This window comes from Hoeflea sp. Naph1 (assembly GCF_046837775.1).
Taxonomy (GTDB): Bacteria; Pseudomonadota; Alphaproteobacteria; order Rhizobiales; family Rhizobiaceae; genus Hoeflea.
This window is the reverse complement of the sequence record NZ_CP177286.1, coordinates 3,764,022-3,779,593: the sequence shown is the minus strand read 5'-3', so window position 1 is coordinate 3,779,593 and position 15,572 is coordinate 3,764,022. Positions and strand designations below refer to the sequence as shown.

Below are 15,572 nucleotides of genomic sequence, written 5' to 3'. Positions count from 1 at the left end.
GACGCCTGCAGCGGAAATATATTCCCGCGCTTCAGATGGCCACCACTTCTGGCTCACAGTGGCCTGAGGGCGTCGGTCAGATCGCCGTAACCAGTCATGCGTTTTTCGTAGCGCAGTTCAAGGCGCTCGGCCAAGGCGCGGGCCAGGCGTTCAAGCTCGGGATCGTCGGTTTGCGCCAGATAGAGCGCCCGTTCGTAATGGCCGAAATAGGTTTCACGCAGTTCCGGAAAGCGATCGAGCCCGAGTGGCTTGATCAGGAACGCCTCGAAATGACGGGCGAGAAAATCGGTGATGAAAAACGTCATCATCATCTCGTCGCCGACTTGCTCGAAGGCCTGGTTGCCTATGTAAAACGAAAAGCAATGCGGCCCGGCAATCCGTTCCACCCCGTGGGCGGCGCAGACCTTGTCGAGTTCGCCGCCGGTGCCGCAGTCGGCATAGCCGATGAAAATGTGCTCGTAGCCTTCTTCCCGCGCGTTGCGGATGGCGAGGTCGACGGCCGGGGCGATGCGGTCGGGATAGTGATGGTAGTTGGCGTCGATGCATTTGAGATCGACATGGTCGTGACCGAGCTGTGCATTTACCGCCAGTACCTCGCGGGCAATCATGCCGCAGGCAATGACCCGCACCTTCTTGCGGGGCGGGGTTTCGTTTGTTTCCGGATCTGCCATCGAATCGCCTTTCACCACCTGCAGGGTTCAGGCTTCAAGCAATTTCAGGAGAATCATCGGGCCATGACGCCATTCAAGATTACAACAATTCTCGTTCTTGCCCTGACACTGGCTTCCTGCGCCAATACGATACGCGGTATTGGTCGCGACGTTAATGATTCAGCCAATGCCGTTGGCGACGCGATCGCCGGCGGCTAACACAGGTTGCGTTCAAAGCGTTTCGCTTGGTGGCAATCGCGCTGCATCAGCTGCGCCCCGGAACGCCCGGCGTTCCGGGGGATGGGACCTAGTTCGAGGCGGCGCCCGCCATCAGGTTGTGGCGTCGCTTGATCATGTCCTTGGCAGTTTCTACTGCGACCGCTGCGTCGCGGCAATAGGCATCGGCGCCAACGGCCTTGCCGAATTCCTCATTCAGGGGGGCACCGCCGACCAGCACGATGTAATCATCGCGGATGCCCTTTTCCTTCATCGTGTCGATGACCACCTTCATATAGGGCATGGTGGTGGTCAGAAGCGCCGACATGCCGAGAATATCGGGCTGCTCACGCTCGATTGCATCGATATACTTCTCGACGGAATTGTTGATGCCGAGGTCGATGACGTCAAAGCCTGCACCCTCCATCATCATGCCGACAAGGTTCTTGCCGATGTCGTGAATGTCGCCCTTGACGGTGCCGATCACCATCTTGCCGAGTTTCGGCGCGCCGGTTTCGATCAACAGCGGGCGCAAAATGAACATGCCTGCCTTCATGGCGTTGGCGCTCATCAACACTTCCGGAACGAACAGGATGCCGTCGCGAAAATCTTCGCCGACGATTCGCATGCCTTCGACCAAGGCCTGGGTCAGCAGGTCGTAGGGTGTCCAGCCACGGCTGAGGAGGATGTTGGTACCTTCCTCGATTTCTTCCTTGAGCCCGTCATACAGATCGTCGTGCATCTGCTGGACAAGTTCATCATCAGAGAGTTCGGAAAGGACGATTTCTTCATCAGACATGGAATTCTCCCTTTGTACCCTTATCCAGCCGCGCGGCGTACCGGATCCACCCTGCATAGCGATATAGAGGTTTGTTTGCAAAAAGTTCCTTGAAAACGACGCACATATCTGAAAATGCGACGGTGCCTTCGAGCAGCTATTCCTGCAGCGCCAAGGCTTGGCGCATAAAGGCAGGTGCGCAGGGCGGTTTTGGCTAGCATGGATGTTACAGCGCGATGGTGCGTCAATCCAGAATATGCAGGCTTTTGATGGCTCAGTCAGACACTCAATCCACAACAGATCCGGTTCAAGCAGCAATCCCTGAGGCTTCCCCTGAAGGTTCCTCCGGACGACGGGGCAAGGGCGCCGCAGGCAGGCGCGCGCAACGATCAGGCGGTGGCCCCGGCCAATCCATGCCGTTCATTATGCGCAAGGTTGGCGTTTATGAAGTGCTCGATGAGGAAGCCCTGAACCTGATTGAAACCAACGCCGACATCGTGCTTGAGGAAATCGGCATCGAGTTCCGCGATGACGCCGAGGCGCTGCAGCTGTGGCGCGAAGCGGGCGCAGACGTGAAGGGCGAGCGGGTTCGCTTTCCCAAAGGCCTGTGCCGGCAATTGCTTAAGACCGCGCCGGAGATTTTTACCCAGCACGCGCGCAATCCGGCTCGCTCGGTGCAGATCGGTGGCAAGGCCACCGTGTTCGCGCCGGTTTACGGTCCGCCCTTCGTGCGCGATCTGGATGGCGAGCGCCGCTATGCGACGATCGAGGATTTCCGCAATTTCGTGAAGCTGGCCTATATGGCGCCGGCGATGCACCATTCCGGCGGCACCGTCTGCGAGCCGGTGGATGTGCCAGTCAACAAGCGCCATTTCGACATGGTCTACAGCCATATGAAATACAGCGACAAGCCGTTCATGGGCTCGGTCACCGCGCCGGAACGCGCCGAAGACACGGTCGAGATGTGCAAGATTCTGTTCGGCGCTGAATTTGTCGACCAGAATTGCGTCACGCTCAACCTGATCAATGCCAACTCGCCGATGGTGTTTGACGAAACCATGCTGGGTGCGCTCAAGGTCTATGCCCGCAACAATCAGGCCTGCGTGGTCTCGCCCTTCATTCTTGCCGGCGCCATGAGCCCGGTGACGGTGATCGGTACGCTGACCCAGATTCTGGCGGAAGTGCTTGCCGGGGCCGCGTTCACGCAACTCGTGCGGCCGGGCGCGCCGGTGCTGTTTGGTACTTTCGCAGCCTCGATTTCGATGCAGTCGGGTGCGCCGACCTTCGGCACGCCGGAACCCTCGCTGGTGTCTTATGGCGCGGCGCAACTGGCGCGGCGACTGAAACTGCCGTTCCGCACCGGTGGGTCCCTGTGCGGCTCCAAGGTTGTCGATGCACAGGCCGCCCATGAGAGTGCGTCAACACTCAACATGACGCTGCTGGCCGGCACCAATTTCGCGCTGCATTCGGCGGGTTGGCTCGAAGGCGGGCTGGTCAGTTCCTATGAAAAATTCATGATCGACGTCGATCAGCTGGGCATGCAGCAACGTTTCGCCCAGGGTGTCGACTTGTCGGAGACCGGTCAGGCGATGGATGCGATTGCCGAAGTGGGGCCGGGCAACCATTATCTCGGTTGCGCCCACACCCAGGCCAATTTCCAGAAAGCATTCTTCCGTTCGTCCCTGGCCGACAACAATTCCTATGAGCAATGGCTGGCCGAGGGCGAAAAGCGCATCGAGGAACGCGCCCGGGCGCTGTGCAGGTCCTGGCTCGACAGCTATGTCGCCCCTGATCTCGATCCGGCGATCGATGAGGCGCTTCTGGCCTTCATGCGCGAGCGCAAGGAATCGATGCCCGACGCATTTACCTGAACACAGCCCGCTCAAGCCAGGGAGACAGGCGCACAGGAGAAAGTGGCTGACCTCATTCATAAAGAGGTCTGGCGCTCTGCGTTTCGTGACGGCAAACCCGGTGGATGAGTCCTATGCCGGCAAGCGCTGAAACCCGTGCGCTTGAAAACGCGCTGGCCGAGAAAGGGCTTCGTCTGCGCGGGTGGATGCGGCTGGATGCGACCAGTGCGCCCATAATGACGGAAGGTGCTCTTTCGTCGGCGCTTTGTCTTGTCGGCCATGCCGGTGGCGAATTCTGGCCGTCCTTTGCAGAGTGGTGCAATCAACACCCCGGAACCACGGATCCGCTTGATAGCTGGTCAAAGGCGGTTATTGCGCCGATTGCGGCGGCGGCCGGCGGTGAAGCGGTGTTTCCGTCAGACCGGCCGTGGCATCCGTTTCAGCAATGGGCAATGGCGGCTGAAGGGCTCAAGGCCTCGCCGCTCGGGATGCTCATTCATCCCGAGTTCGGGCTCTGGCACGGCTATCGCGGCGCCATCTTGTTTGGCGCGGAGGCGGCCGCCAGCTTCGGCGTGGCGGAGGCGGAGAGGGCGCAAATTCGCGTAAGCCCTCATCCTTGCGATAGTTGCGTTGACAAGCCTTGCCTGTTGCGGTGTCCGGTCGGTGCGTTTACGCATGATGGGCTGGCTGTTTCCACCTGCCGTGAATATTTGGCATCTGACAACGGGAAACAGGGCTGCATGGTTTCAGGCTGTTTGGCCCGCGAAGCCTGTCCGGTGGGGCTGAAATACCGCTATGGTGAGGTGCAGATGCGATTTCACATGGCGGCTTTTGCATAAAAGTTGACGCGGCACCCAAGGATTGTCGATATCGTGTCGTCAAAGCTTGGATGATGGAGATGCGTGCCGGCATGAACTTGAGTACCCGGATCGACGACCCGGCGGATGATACGCTGGCTGTGCGCGCATCGGATGGCGACCGGGCGGCCTTTTCCCTGCTGGTCGAACGCCACTACGATTTCATCCATCGCGTGGCATGGAAATGGTGCCGCGACCGGTCGGCGGCAGAGGATATCGCCCAGAATGTCTGTCTGCGGCTTGGATTTGCGATCCGCAATTGGCGCAACGAGAGCGCTTTTACCACGTGGCTTTATCGCCTGACCATTAATGCGGCCCATGACCACGCACGAGCGGCAGCGCGCGACAGACGCAAGTCTGCGGCATGGTCGGTCCATGCAGGGGCTCTCGGTGAGGCGACGGAGGCGTATGACGCAAGCGATAGCGATCATGTTTGGGTCGCGGTTCGTGGTTTGCCGATAAAACAGCGCGATGCCGTCTTCCTGGTCTACGGCGAGGAGTTGAGCCACGCTGACGCGGCTGCGGTTATGGGCTGCGCTGAAAGCACTGTTTCCTATCATTTGCACACCGCGCGGAAGCGGTTGAAATCCCTTCTGGGCGAGGCCGGAGACGAGCGATGATCGATAAAGATCTCAAGAGACTGGCACGAAATCCGCGGGCGCCGCTGGAAGATGCCAAACGCCAGGCGCTGGACGTGGCGATGCGGGCCTATGACCGGGCCGGACAAGAAAAACCTCAAGCGACCCAAGGATCATCCGCGGGAGGACGTCTTACCCATATCGCAACCTCGATATGGAGTGGACTGATGAAAAAACGCTACATGGTGGGCTCAGCCCTTGCCACATTGATGATCCTGCCTGCTGCGGGCTATGTCGCCTGGCAGGTTTCGAAGGATTACACTGGCGGGCGACCAGGGCTATCGACTTCGTTAGAAGCGGATAGCGCCGCCAACTCCGAGGTGATGATTGACGACAAGGCCATGCCGCTTTCCGAACCCACGGAAATGGAGCGCCCGATTACCGCTCAGCCGGAAATGGCTCCGGCAGCGCGGCCATCCGCGCAGGCATTGGCCAAGCGCGCCTTCAAGCCGAACGGCGCGGTGTCCGGCGAAGCGGTCGGCCAGCCATTGGCAGGTCTTGCGCGACAGGATTTTACGGCTCAGCCCAATCGGCAGTCATTTAGCGTTGTGGACAAGTACGATACCAAACACGTTCAAGACGGCGAACGCGACAGGGTGCAGGGTTTTGAAAGCAATCCCGTCAAATCCGTGGCTGAAGAACCGGTTTCGACCTTCTCCGCCGATGTCGATACGGCGTCCTACGCATTGATGCGCCGGGCGTTAAAGCAAGGGACGTTCCCTGATCCACGGACGATCCGGGTCGAGGAACTGGTCAATTATTTTCCCTATAACTACCCCGATCCTGCGGATGCGGCGACGCCTTTCCGGGCCACCGTGACGGTGACGCCCACACCCTGGAATGAACACACCAAGCTTTTGCATGTGGGGGTGAAGGGATACGAGCTTCCGGTGACTGAGCGGCCGCGCGCCAACCTGGCGTTTCTGATTGATGTTTCCGGTTCGATGAACGCAGCAGACAAGTTGCCGCTCTTGAAATCGGCCTTCCGGCTTATGGTCAACAAGCTTGATCCGGACGACACGGTATCGATCGCCACTTATGCCGGGGAGGCGGGAACGGTGCTGGAACCGACCAGGGTTGCCAACAAGCAAGAGATTTTCGATGCGATGGAGCAACTTCGCCCGGGCGGCTCGACCGCCGGCGCGGTGGGGCTGGAGGAAGCCTACCGATTGGCTGAGAAAGGTTTCATCAAAGGTGGCGTGAACCGGGTGATGCTGGCCACCGACGGCGATTTCAATGTCGGCCCCAGTGACGATGACGCCTTGAAGACGTTGATCGAGGCCAAGCGCGAAAGCGGCGTCTTCCTGTCGGTGTTCGGCTTTGGCCAGGGCAATTACAATGACCAGCTGATGCAGACGATTGCCCAGAACGGTAATGGCGTGGCTGCCTATATAGATACATTGTCGGAAGCCCAGAAGACATTGGTGCAGGAAGCTTCGGCGTCGCTGTTCCCGATTGCCTCGGACGTCAAATTCCAGATCGAGTTCAACCCGGAGATGGTCGCCGAATATCGCCAGATCGGCTTCGAGACGCGGGCACTCAACCGCGAGGATTTCAACAATGACCGCGTGGATGCAGGCGAGATCGGATCTGGCCACACTGTGACGGCAATCTATGAAATCACCCCGGTTGGAAGCCCGGCGGTGCTCAACAGCGATTTGCGGTATGGCGCCCCAGCGACCGAGGCTGAGACCGAAACTGCGGCGGAGAGCCGGCACGGCGACGAGTATGCATTTGTAAAGATGCGCGCAAAGGTGCCGGGCGAAGCGCAAAGCGAGCTCACGGAAATTCCGGTCACCACCGGAAACGAAGTCGACAGTTTTGACGCTGCCCCGGAAGATGTCCGGTTTTCGATCGCCGTCGCCGCGTTCGGACAGAAATTGCGCAAGGATGATGCGGTCTCACTCTATGGCTATAGCGCGATCGAGAAGACCGCAGCTGACGCGCGTGGTTCCGACCCGTTCGGCTACCGCGCCGAGTTTCTACAACTGGTGCGGCTCGCGCTGGGACTGGATCGGTAACGCATCCAACCCGCCTCCAGCAGTCTGGTCGTGCTGTGTCGTAGCCGGCTGTTGCATCGATGTTTCGGTCAGCGCCCAAAATGCCGGCCGAAATCCGACCGAACGTAATGGTCTCGATCGGGTGAAGTTTTTCCATGTCATCTTATATTCTAGTAAATTCAATGAGATACGCGATACGCGTGTATCGACATCCGCTCTACCTCTTGCAAAAGATATATCGTTTCATAGATAATACGTTATAAAGTGCTAACGATTATAAGAAAGGATTCCAATATGTTTGGAATGCACAGACACAGATGCCACGGCGATACACGTCATTTTTTCGGTCCCGAGGGATCAGGTGAGCGTGGCGGCGGTGGACGTGGTGGCCCGTTTGGACGCCATCGCGGCGGTCCGTTTGGCGGTCGGGGCAAGCGTATGTTCGACGCCGGCGCGCTCAGGCTGGTGGTTCTTGGCCTGATCGCCGAGCAGCCGCGTCACGGCTATGACATCATCAAGGCCTTGGAAGCCCGCTTCCAGGGAGCCTACAGCCCAAGCCCCGGGGCGATCTATCCGATGCTGCAGATGCTAGAGGAAGCCGATCTGGTATCTTCACAGATGCAGGGCGCGAAGAAGCTCTTTGCTATTACCGAGGAGGGGCGGGCCTATCTCGAGGAAAACCGCGTCGATCTCGATCGGATCAATGCGCAGATCGACGAAGCGTCGGAAGAAATTCAAGGCGTGTCGCTGGGGGCTGAATTCCGCGCCTTGCGCAAGACGCTGTTCCGGCAAGTGCGAAGCGGTGGTTTTTCCGCCGAACAGGCGCAGCAGGCGCTGGAAATCCTGAAAAAAGCCCGCGGGGACATCGAGGCCTTGCAGGACTGAAATTGGGTGCGGCTGATAGCTCAGCGCTGAAAGTCTGGACAGGGCAAGCGAAAGGCCGGTGCATGTGCGCCGGCCTTTCGTTGTGATTGCACGCGTATATGGCCCCAAGTTAGCCCCGACGGCGACGCTCGCGACCGGGGGCCTTGTTGTCTGTGGCCACGGTATTGCGCATAGGGCCGATGCGTTCGATGATTTCCTCGACCGTTGGGCGCGTCGCCTTGGTGTGGCCGTCGATTGCCTGGCGCATGGCGGAAAGGTGCTCGCAGGATGTGCCGCAGCAACCGCCGATGATGCGGGCGCCGCTGTCGATTGCCAACCGGGCGTAATCGGCCATCAGCGGCGGGGTTCCGGAGTAGTGGATTTCGGCGCCACGGAATTCCGGGATGCCGCAATTGCCCTTGACGACGACGACAGCTTCGGGATCGGCATCGGTCATGTCGAGCAGCGAAGAAAGAATGTCGGAGGCACCGACGCCGCAATTGGCACCAACCGCAAACGGGCCGTCGCCGATATCCTTGGCAAGCGAATGGATGTCGCGTGGGTGCACGCCCATCATGGTCTTGCCGGCGGTGTCGAAGGAACCGGTGTAGACATAGGGCAACTCATGGCGCACCGCAGCTTCGGCGGCGGCACGGATTTCGTCGGTGGCCGACATGGTTTCGATCCAGACGACATCGATGCCGCCGGCCTTCAGGCCCTCGATCTGTTCGGCAAAGGATTCAACGGCTGCTTCGTAGGTCATGGCGCCCAGCGGAACCAGCAGGTCGCCGGTCGGGCCAACGGAGCCAGCGACAATGACCTTGCGCGGCGCCTTGTCAGCGACGGCGCGGGCGATCTCGGCAGCCTTCTTGTTGAGTGCATACACCCGGTCGTGGGCCTCGTGCAGCTTCAAGCGGTTGCGGGTGCCGCCAAAGGAATTGGTGAGAATTATGTCGGAACCCGCGTCGACAAAATCCTGGTGCAGCTTGGTGATTTTCTCCGGCGCCGTTTCCAGCCACATTTCCGGGGCCTCGCCTGATTCCAGACCCATGGCGAAAAGATTGGTGCCGGTGGCGCCGTCGGCGAGCAGGACGCCCTTTTCAGCCAGCAAGTCGGCAAGCGGATTGGAAACGGGCATTGAGTTCTCCTTTACAGGGTGGCGTCCGGTTGGACGCGCGAGGGCCGCTGCAAGCTGATCAAGGGATGCTGCAGGTCGCCGTGCAAAGGGCGGGCTACAGCACATCATACATGATGTGAGGCGTTACGTATAAAGATATGCTTATATCATTGCAACAAGCTTGCCGGTCTGGGCATAAAAAAACCGCGGGCGATTAGCTCGCCCGCGGGATCTTTCGATTGATCAGTTTCCGCACTGTTGCCTTGCGCGGTCTGAAAACAATCAGGCTGCTGCGGCCGACTCATGATCCACTGGCGTCACCATGGCGGCGATAACATCGCGGATGTCGATGTTGCCGATCGGCTTGCCGGAAGCATCGGTGACATGGGCAGTCGATGCGTTGGAGTCGGTCATTTTCTTGGCCGCGACCTCAAGTACCGAGCCGGCAGCAACCGGCATGCCTTTCGGCTCTCCCGACAGCGGGGTCATGACCATGTCGATGGTGATCACCCGGCCACGGTTGACCTCGCGCACGAAGCTCGAGATGTACTCGTCGGCCGGATGCAGCACGATTTCCTGCTTGGTGCCCTGCTGGACCACTTCACCATCGCGCAGGATGGCAATGCGGTCACCAAGGCGCAACGCCTCGTCGAGATCGTGGGTGATGAAGACGACGGTCTTGCGGATTTCCTTCTGCAGATCCAGCAGCACGGTCTGCATGTCCATGCGGATAAGCGGATCGAGCGCCGAGAAGGCTTCATCCATCAACAGGATCGGCGCATCATTGGTCAGCGCCCGGGCAAGGCCCACGCGCTGCTGCATTCCGCCAGAAAGCTGATTGGGGTAGTTGTCCTCAAAGCCGTCAAGGCCGACTCGGGTAATCCAGCGCCGCGCCTGGGTTTCCTGTTCTTCACGCGGCAGGCCCTGGATTTCCAGGCCGTAGACCGCATTCTCAAGCACCGTGCGGTGCGGCAGAAGCGCGAACTTCTGGAACACCATGGCGGTCTTGTGGCGACGGAACTCGCGAAGTTCGTTCTCGTTCATCTTGACGACATCTTCATCGCCGACAATGACTTCGCCAGCGGTCGGATCGATCAGCCGGTTGATATGGCGGATCAGCGTGGACTTGCCGGATCCAGACAGACCCATGACAACCTGGATGCCGCCGCCGGGCATGTCGATGTTGATGTCCTTGAGACCGAGCACATGATTGTGTTTGTCGTTGAGTTCGGTCTTGGTCATGCCGCCCTTGACGGCGTCGATATAGGCTTCCGGATTGGGTCCGAAAATCTTGTACAGATTGCGAACGCTAATTCCGATTTCAGCAGATTGCTCAACCATGGACCACCTCTAGATGCTTCTGCAACCGCTTGCCGTATGCTTGGCTGGTGCGGTCAAAGATGATGGCGATGCCGACAATGGCGAGGCCGTTGAAGATACCCAGCGTGAAGTACTGGTTCGAAATTGCCTTGAGCACCGGAAGGCCGAGCCCCTGAACGCCGATCATAGAGGCGACCACGACCATGGCGAGCGCCATCATGATGGTCTGGTTGACGCCAGCCATGATGGTGGGCAATGCCAGCGGCATCTGCACGTTCTTGAGCCGCTGCCAATTGGACGACCCGAATGCGTCAGCCGCTTCAAGCACATCCTTGTCGACCAGACGGATGCCGAGATTGGTCAGGCGGATGATCGGTGGAATGGCGTAGACCATCACGGCGATCAGGCCGGGAACGCGGCCGATGCCGAGCAACATGACAACGGGAATGAGGTAGACGAAACTCGGCATGGTCTGCATCACGTCGAGGATCGGATTGAGCACGGCCTGGATCCGATTGGACCGTCCCATGAGAATGCCGATGGGAATGCCGACAATGATGGCAAGTATCGTCGCCACCACCGTCATGGCAATGGTCTTCATCGTGTCTTCCCACATGTCGAAATAGCCGATCAGCAACAATGTGATCACGACTCCGATGGTGATCTTGGTGCTGCGGCTCGCCAGCCACGCGATGACTGCGAAGGCAAGGATAACGAGGGGCCAGGGAGAACTGGTGAGCAATTGCTCCACGCGGTACATGAACCATTGTACCGGGTAGAGCGCCCATTCGAACAAATCGCCATTGGCGCGGGTGAAATCGCGAAACGCGAAATCGATCGCCTTTTTAAGCGCGGTTAGTCTGTCGGTGTCCATGGCGGGGAATTTAGTGAGCCAATCCATATTCACGCTCCAAATACGGTGAAATAATTTGTGCCAATCGCAAAGCGATCAGCAATGCATCGCTGCCTTCCGCTTGACGAATGCACCAATTGGCGCGTGCCCCGTTTCAGGCCCCCAGAAAATTACGGCTGCGTGCGATCGCGGCCGACCTCATCTGGATATAAGTGTGGCGGACCTGAGCCCGCCACACTGTAAGCAATGGCTTACATCACTGCCTTCTTCACTTTTTCGGCAGCTTCCGGCGAAACCCACTTTGTCCAGATATCCTCATTTTCCTTGAGGAAGTGGCGGGCGCCAGCTTCACCTGTTGCCTGGTTGTCAGCCATCCAGGCAAGCAGCTTGTTGACCGTGGAGTTAGGCCAGCTGCGGTTTGCAAGATAGTCGTAGGCCGGGCCGGCGCGTTCCTTGAATTCCGCGGTCACGACCGTATAGACTTCAGACTTCGACCAAGCGTTCTTCACGGGATCCGGGCAATCGGTGATCGAGGTGCAACGATCCCATTCTTCCTTGTTGTGTTCGACGCCATGGTCGAGCTTGACCATCTCGTACTTGCCGAGGATGGCAGTCGGCGCCCAGTAGTAGCCGAGCCATGGCTTTTCGCTTTCGTAAGCCTTGGCAATAGAGCCGTCGAGGCCAGCAGCGGAACCGGTTTCAACGGTCACCCAGCCCTTTTCTTCAGCGCCATAGGCCTTGAAAAGGTTGGTGGTGATGATGCGGCAGCCCCATCCTTCAGGGCAGTTGTAAACGCCGCCCTTGCCTTCATTTTCCATGCCAGGTGCCGGAAACAGTTCCGGGTGTGCCAGTGCATCGTCGATGGTCTTGATTTCGGGGTGCTCGTCAGCGAAATATTTCGGGATCCACCAACCTTCGACGCCGCCATCGCTGAGCGATTCAGACGCGTAAAACAGCTTGCCTTCAGCAACGGCTGCGTCGAGCAGTGTGCGCAGCGAGTTGATCCAGGCTTCCGGAGCAACATCCGGTTCCTGCTTTTCGATCATGGAGGTAAGTGTCGGGGTTGTGTCACCAGCGACCAGTTCTGCCTGGCAACCATAGCCTTCAGAAAGGATGACTTCGTCGATGTTGGCGAGAACTTCGGCCGAAGCCCAGTTCATGTTTGCGATCGTAACGCGACCGCATTCGCTGTGCGAGGCGGCTTGAGCGACGCCTGCGTAGCCCATAAGGCCCATGGCGAGAACGGTGGAAGCGAGAAGCTTCTTCATGTGTAAGACCTCCCAGTCTCATGTTTGCAGTGTTTGTTCCACTTTTCGACAAATCCGGTCACTGCTCATACCGGACGCCCATGGAATTGAAGGCGTGTCGCCTCTCGGCCATTGAAGACCAATCAATACGCCGAAAATGACGCAATGACGACATCCAGTAGCACAAAACCGACCAGCGGAACTCTGTCGCTGGTCGATGCGCGTTTGAACTGCCACGGTTAAGGGTAAGGACTTGGCGCGAGAAATCAACTGCAGCATAAAGAAATCGCATCTGCAGTGCAGCATTGGGCAGATTTGCCTGAATTGAATTCCGGCGGGCCGAATAAAATGCACAATTCACGTTTGGTTAGGGTTTCAATAACTGTCCGGTAAGGTTGTACGGGTTAAACCTCTTCTCACGGCGGGGGACAACCGCCGAACATTCCGGATTAGGTACTGCGTACCGGGATGTCGCGAACCTCTTGTGTATTGAGAGGACGCCAGGCGTATTTTTTGGCAAACCGTTCGGGTCGCAAGGTCCGGACGGTTTTCGCATTGGTGAACCAGAAGCGTTAGACCACGCTTTCGCCGCGACCAGATCACAAAAGAAAAGGCCGGACGATTTCTCGTCCAGCCTTTTCATTTTCCGATCCGCTCCGGCGTGGAACGGATATTGTTGCCCGTTTCAGCCTGCCGAATAGGTCCGGATGAAGTTGCTCAAGCCGACCAGCCGGCTCTTTGCCTTCGGGTTGGGAGTCGGAAGCACGTTATTCCATGCGATTTGAACGCTATTGGCATTATTGAACACGTAAAGCATCGCTAAAGTCCTTCCGAATTTGTGTCTGTGGCAGGTCTGAATCGCACCTGTAATCTAGTTCTGCTCTAGGCTCATCAGAGACGTCGAGCGGGATCAAATCCGTCATCGGATGTCGCAATTCAGACGCCCGATAATTTTCTCCTGCCGAATTTTGGAATGCGGTTAAAGCGTAGTTAACAAAGCGTGCCGCAGGCCTCTTTCAGTGAGCTCTCAGGGGTGCTATCGCAGCGGGCATGACCAGGGCGTTGATGTTACAGGGAACCGGATCGGATGTTGGCAAAACCGTGCTTGTCGCGGGGTTTTGTAGGCTTGCCGCCAATCATGGATTGAGGGTCCGGCCGTTCAAACCGCAAAACATGTCCAACAACGCTGCTGTCGCCGATGACGGTGGCGAAATTGGCCGGGCACAATGGCTGCAGGCACTGGCCTGCCGCACGCCTGCGAGCGTTCATATGAACCCGGTGCTGCTCAAACCGCAATCGGAAACCGGGTCGCAAATTGTCGTCCAGGGCAAGGTCGCAGGCCATGCCCGCGGTCGCGATTACCAGCAACTCAAACCGAAATTGCTGGCGGCCGTGCTGGAAAGCTTCGCAATCGTCAGCGCCGAAGCCGATCTGGTACTGGTCGAAGGCGCCGGGTCGCCGGGGGAAATCAATCTGCGTGCCGGCGATATTGCCAATATGGGATTTGCGACAGCGGCGAAGGTGCCGGTGGTGCTGGTTGGCGACATCGACCGGGGCGGGGTGATCGCGTCGCTGGTGGGTACGCACACGATTCTGCCTGACGAAGACCGGGCAATGATCGTCGGATATCTGATCAACAAGTTCCGCGGTGACGTGAGTCTGTTTGACGATGGTATTTCGGCGATTGCGAAGTTTACCGGGTGGCAGTGCCTTGGCGTGATTCCCTGGCTTGCGCCGGCTGCGCGGCTGCCGGCTGAGGATTCGGTGGCACTGGAGCGGTTGGTGCAGACAACGGCGGGCGGGCTGAAAATTGCAGTGCCGATGCTGTCGCGGATCGCCAATTTCGATGATTTCGATCCACTCAAGGCCGAGCCCGGGGTAAATCTTGTATTCGTCCGGCCCGGTGAACGGTTGCCAGAGGATGCGCGCCTGGTGATTTTGCCCGGTTCGAAGTCGACTGTTGCCGATCTTGCCGATTTTCGCAGGCAGGGATGGGACCGGGATCTGCTCGCACATCATCGCCGCGGCGGCCACATCATCGGCATCTGCGGGGGCTATCAGATGCTGGGCCGTCAGGTCAGCGATCCGCACGGGCTGGAGGGCGGCGAGAGTGTCGCCATCGGGCTTGGTCTTCTCGATATCGAGACCGAACTGGCGCCGGAGAAGACGGTGCGTAACATCGACGCACGAGCGGCGGAACATGACGTTGCCCTGTCTGGTTACGAGATTCATCTGGGCATGAGTCGGGGTAACGACTGCGCGCGGCCGATGACCATTCTCGATGGCCGTCCCGATGGGGCGATTTCTACTGACGGGCTCGTATCGGGCACCTATCTGCATGGCCTGTTCGATTCCGATATTTACCGTGAGCGCCTGCTTGCCGGTTTCGGGGTCAGCGGCGGTGCCGGCAGCCACCGGGGTGAGGTTGATGCGGCGCTTGATGCCATCGCCGCCGATCTCGACCGCTTGGTGGGGTTTGACCGGCTGATGCAGGCGGCGTCACCGATCGGGCATTGACCGGCGGCGCCACGGGCAATGGCGATTGACACTCATCTGCGGCGGCCCTATCAATTGAGATTGGAATGGTTCCAGAAACCCAGGTTGGGTTTCCGGATCAAAAGGGAATGCGACGGGATGGACCCAAACAGGGCATCTTTATCGCAGCCGACCCCGCGACTGTAGAGCGGTTAGGCGAATGTCACCGGGCCCGGCAGGCCAGAGTGACGGAAAGGCAATGGTGTTTTTCTGTTAACTTGAAGCTCCGGACCGGACAAGCCACTGACGTGGCGGCATGATCAATCGGCGCGGACGCCTCTTTGTCTACGAATCGTCCCGTTTTCATGACCGCATTGACGTTGGGAAGGCCGGCATTTGCTGATGTTGACGGCAACGTTGATGCGACCCGCGAGCCAGGAGACCTGCCATTCGCACCGGTTGAGAGCCGGACCTTCGGAAGAAACCTTCTTCCGAAGTCACTCACGGAGGTTGTCATGTCTGCCAAAACCCAAACGCTTTCCCTGACCGATCGCATCGGCGCACGCACCGTTGCCGGCCTGATGGCATTGGTCGTCGGTTCGATCCTTGTGTTCGGCGTTGGCCTTGCCAATTCGCAGACGCTGCACGACGCAGCGCACGACACAAGGCATTCCTACGGCTTTCCCTGCCACTAAGGGATTGATATC

Annotated in this window: 15 protein-coding genes and 1 riboswitch; of the genes, 8 read left to right on the top strand and 7 right to left on the bottom strand. The window is 58.6% G+C overall.

Going from position 1 to position 15,572, the window contains the following annotated elements; all coding sequences use genetic code 11:
• Positions 1–53 precede the first annotated feature (53 nt).
• Entirely contained in the window at positions 54–671 is a 618-nt protein-coding gene (locus ACK6D9_RS18185) for a DUF1638 domain-containing protein (RefSeq protein ID WP_412049587.1), read from the bottom strand.
• 63 nt (positions 672–734) lie between these two features.
• On the opposite strand from ACK6D9_RS18185, the gene ACK6D9_RS18180 reads away from it, so the two are divergent.
• Positions 735–869 (top strand): entericidin EcnAB, encoded by a 135-nt coding sequence (locus ACK6D9_RS18180; RefSeq protein WP_322988387.1) that lies wholly within the window; start codon positions 735–737, stop codon positions 867–869.
• 88 nt (positions 870–957) lie between these two features.
• Here ACK6D9_RS18180 and ACK6D9_RS18175 read toward each other — a convergent pair whose 3' ends face one another.
• Positions 958–1,665 (bottom strand): B12-binding domain-containing protein, encoded by a 708-nt coding sequence (locus tag ACK6D9_RS18175; protein ID WP_322988388.1) that lies wholly within the window; start codon positions 1,663–1,665, stop codon positions 958–960.
• Positions 1,666–1,913: 248 nt separating this feature from the next.
• Between ACK6D9_RS18175 and ACK6D9_RS18170 the strand changes: the two genes are divergently transcribed.
• From ACK6D9_RS18170 to ACK6D9_RS18150, 5 genes are all read left to right on the top strand, one after another.
• Positions 1,914–3,515 (top strand): trimethylamine methyltransferase family protein, encoded by a 1,602-nt coding sequence (locus tag ACK6D9_RS18170; protein WP_412049586.1) that lies wholly within the window; start codon positions 1,914–1,916, stop codon positions 3,513–3,515.
• Between the two features lie 104 nt (positions 3,516–3,619).
• The gene (locus ACK6D9_RS18165) at positions 3,620–4,333 is read left to right on the top strand and encodes a ferredoxin (protein WP_412049585.1); all 714 of its coding nucleotides are present in this window, start codon (positions 3,620–3,622) and stop codon (positions 4,331–4,333) included.
• Positions 4,334–4,404: 71 nt separating this feature from the next.
• Positions 4,405–4,971: an RNA polymerase sigma factor gene (locus tag ACK6D9_RS18160; protein ID WP_322988391.1), complete on the top strand. Its 567-nt coding sequence runs from the start codon at positions 4,405–4,407 to the stop codon at positions 4,969–4,971.
• On the top strand, positions 4,968–7,010 hold the full coding sequence (locus tag ACK6D9_RS18155) for a vWA domain-containing protein (RefSeq protein ID WP_412049584.1): 2,043 nt from the start codon (positions 4,968–4,970) through the stop codon (positions 7,008–7,010). The genes ACK6D9_RS18160 and ACK6D9_RS18155 overlap by 4 nt, the downstream gene beginning before the upstream one ends.
• Before the next feature lie 417 nt (positions 7,011–7,427).
• The gene (locus tag ACK6D9_RS18150; RefSeq protein WP_412049583.1) at positions 7,428–7,874 is read left to right on the top strand and encodes a PadR family transcriptional regulator; all 447 of its coding nucleotides are present in this window, start codon (positions 7,428–7,430) and stop codon (positions 7,872–7,874) included.
• A 109-nt stretch (positions 7,875–7,983) separates the two neighbouring features.
• On the opposite strand, the gene bmt is transcribed toward ACK6D9_RS18150, so the two are convergent.
• From bmt to ACK6D9_RS18125, 5 genes are all read right to left on the bottom strand, one after another.
• Positions 7,984–8,991 (bottom strand): betaine--homocysteine S-methyltransferase, encoded by a 1,008-nt coding sequence (gene bmt, locus ACK6D9_RS18145; RefSeq protein ID WP_412049582.1) that lies wholly within the window; start codon positions 8,989–8,991, stop codon positions 7,984–7,986.
• A 261-nt stretch (positions 8,992–9,252) separates the two neighbouring features.
• On the bottom strand, positions 9,253–10,311 hold the full coding sequence (locus tag ACK6D9_RS18140; RefSeq protein WP_412049581.1) for a quaternary amine ABC transporter ATP-binding protein: 1,059 nt from the start codon (positions 10,309–10,311) through the stop codon (positions 9,253–9,255).
• The gene (locus ACK6D9_RS18135; RefSeq protein ID WP_322990108.1) at positions 10,304–11,191 is read right to left on the bottom strand and encodes a proline/glycine betaine ABC transporter permease; all 888 of its coding nucleotides are present in this window, start codon (positions 11,189–11,191) and stop codon (positions 10,304–10,306) included. The genes ACK6D9_RS18140 and ACK6D9_RS18135 overlap by 8 nt, the downstream gene beginning before the upstream one ends.
• Positions 11,192–11,394: 203 nt before the next feature.
• Positions 11,395–12,411: an ABC transporter substrate-binding protein gene (locus ACK6D9_RS18130; protein WP_412049580.1), complete on the bottom strand. Its 1,017-nt coding sequence runs from the start codon at positions 12,409–12,411 to the stop codon at positions 11,395–11,397.
• Positions 12,412–13,075: 664 nt separating this feature from the next.
• Positions 13,076–13,207 carry a hypothetical protein gene (locus ACK6D9_RS18125; RefSeq protein ID WP_412049579.1) on the bottom strand — a complete coding sequence of 44 codons (132 nt, stop codon included), beginning with the start codon at positions 13,205–13,207 and terminating at the stop codon, positions 13,076–13,078.
• A 233-nt stretch (positions 13,208–13,440) separates the two neighbouring features.
• Here ACK6D9_RS18125 and ACK6D9_RS18120 point away from each other — a divergent pair, with 233 nt between their 5' ends.
• Both ACK6D9_RS18120 and ACK6D9_RS18115 read left to right on the top strand, forming a co-directional pair.
• Positions 13,441–14,907 carry a cobyric acid synthase gene (locus ACK6D9_RS18120; RefSeq protein WP_412049578.1) on the top strand — a complete coding sequence of 489 codons (1,467 nt, stop codon included), beginning with the start codon at positions 13,441–13,443 and terminating at the stop codon, positions 14,905–14,907.
• A 49-nt stretch (positions 14,908–14,956) separates the two neighbouring features.
• A riboswitch (cobalamin riboswitch) is annotated at positions 14,957–15,331 on the top strand.
• A gap of 49 nt (positions 15,332–15,380) precedes the next feature.
• The gene (locus ACK6D9_RS18115; protein WP_267653335.1) at positions 15,381–15,560 is read left to right on the top strand and encodes a CbtB domain-containing protein; all 180 of its coding nucleotides are present in this window, start codon (positions 15,381–15,383) and stop codon (positions 15,558–15,560) included.
• Positions 15,561–15,572: the final 12 nt, after the last annotated feature.

What these genes read in the sequence shown, in the direction of transcription:
- ACK6D9_RS18185 (WP_412049587.1), bottom strand. Translation starts at nt 671, where the DNA reads ATGGCAGATCCGGAAACAAACGAAACCCCGCCCCGCAAGAAGGTGCGG.
- ACK6D9_RS18180 (WP_322988387.1), top strand. Translation starts at nt 735, where the DNA reads ATGACGCCATTCAAGATTACAACAATTCTCGTTCTTGCCCTGACACTG.
- ACK6D9_RS18175 (WP_322988388.1), bottom strand. Translation starts at nt 1,665, where the DNA reads ATGTCTGATGAAGAAATCGTCCTTTCCGAACTCTCTGATGATGAACTT.
- ACK6D9_RS18170 (WP_412049586.1), top strand. Translation starts at nt 1,914, where the DNA reads ATGGCTCAGTCAGACACTCAATCCACAACAGATCCGGTTCAAGCAGCA.
- ACK6D9_RS18165 (WP_412049585.1), top strand. Translation starts at nt 3,620, where the DNA reads ATGAGTCCTATGCCGGCAAGCGCTGAAACCCGTGCGCTTGAAAACGCG.
- ACK6D9_RS18160 (WP_322988391.1), top strand. Translation starts at nt 4,405, where the DNA reads ATGAACTTGAGTACCCGGATCGACGACCCGGCGGATGATACGCTGGCT.
- ACK6D9_RS18155 (WP_412049584.1), top strand. Translation starts at nt 4,968, where the DNA reads ATGATCGATAAAGATCTCAAGAGACTGGCACGAAATCCGCGGGCGCCG.
- ACK6D9_RS18150 (WP_412049583.1), top strand. Translation starts at nt 7,428, where the DNA reads ATGTTCGACGCCGGCGCGCTCAGGCTGGTGGTTCTTGGCCTGATCGCC.
- bmt (WP_412049582.1), bottom strand. Translation starts at nt 8,991, where the DNA reads ATGCCCGTTTCCAATCCGCTTGCCGACTTGCTGGCTGAAAAGGGCGTC.
- ACK6D9_RS18140 (WP_412049581.1), bottom strand. Translation starts at nt 10,311, where the DNA reads ATGGTTGAGCAATCTGCTGAAATCGGAATTAGCGTTCGCAATCTGTAC.
- ACK6D9_RS18135 (WP_322990108.1), bottom strand. Translation starts at nt 11,191, where the DNA reads ATGGATTGGCTCACTAAATTCCCCGCCATGGACACCGACAGACTAACC.
- ACK6D9_RS18130 (WP_412049580.1), bottom strand. Translation starts at nt 12,411, where the DNA reads ATGAAGAAGCTTCTCGCTTCCACCGTTCTCGCCATGGGCCTTATGGGC.
- ACK6D9_RS18125 (WP_412049579.1), bottom strand. Translation starts at nt 13,207, where the DNA reads ATGCTTTACGTGTTCAATAATGCCAATAGCGTTCAAATCGCATGGAAT.
- ACK6D9_RS18120 (WP_412049578.1), top strand. Translation starts at nt 13,441, where the DNA reads ATGACCAGGGCGTTGATGTTACAGGGAACCGGATCGGATGTTGGCAAA.
- ACK6D9_RS18115 (WP_267653335.1), top strand. Translation starts at nt 15,381, where the DNA reads ATGTCTGCCAAAACCCAAACGCTTTCCCTGACCGATCGCATCGGCGCA.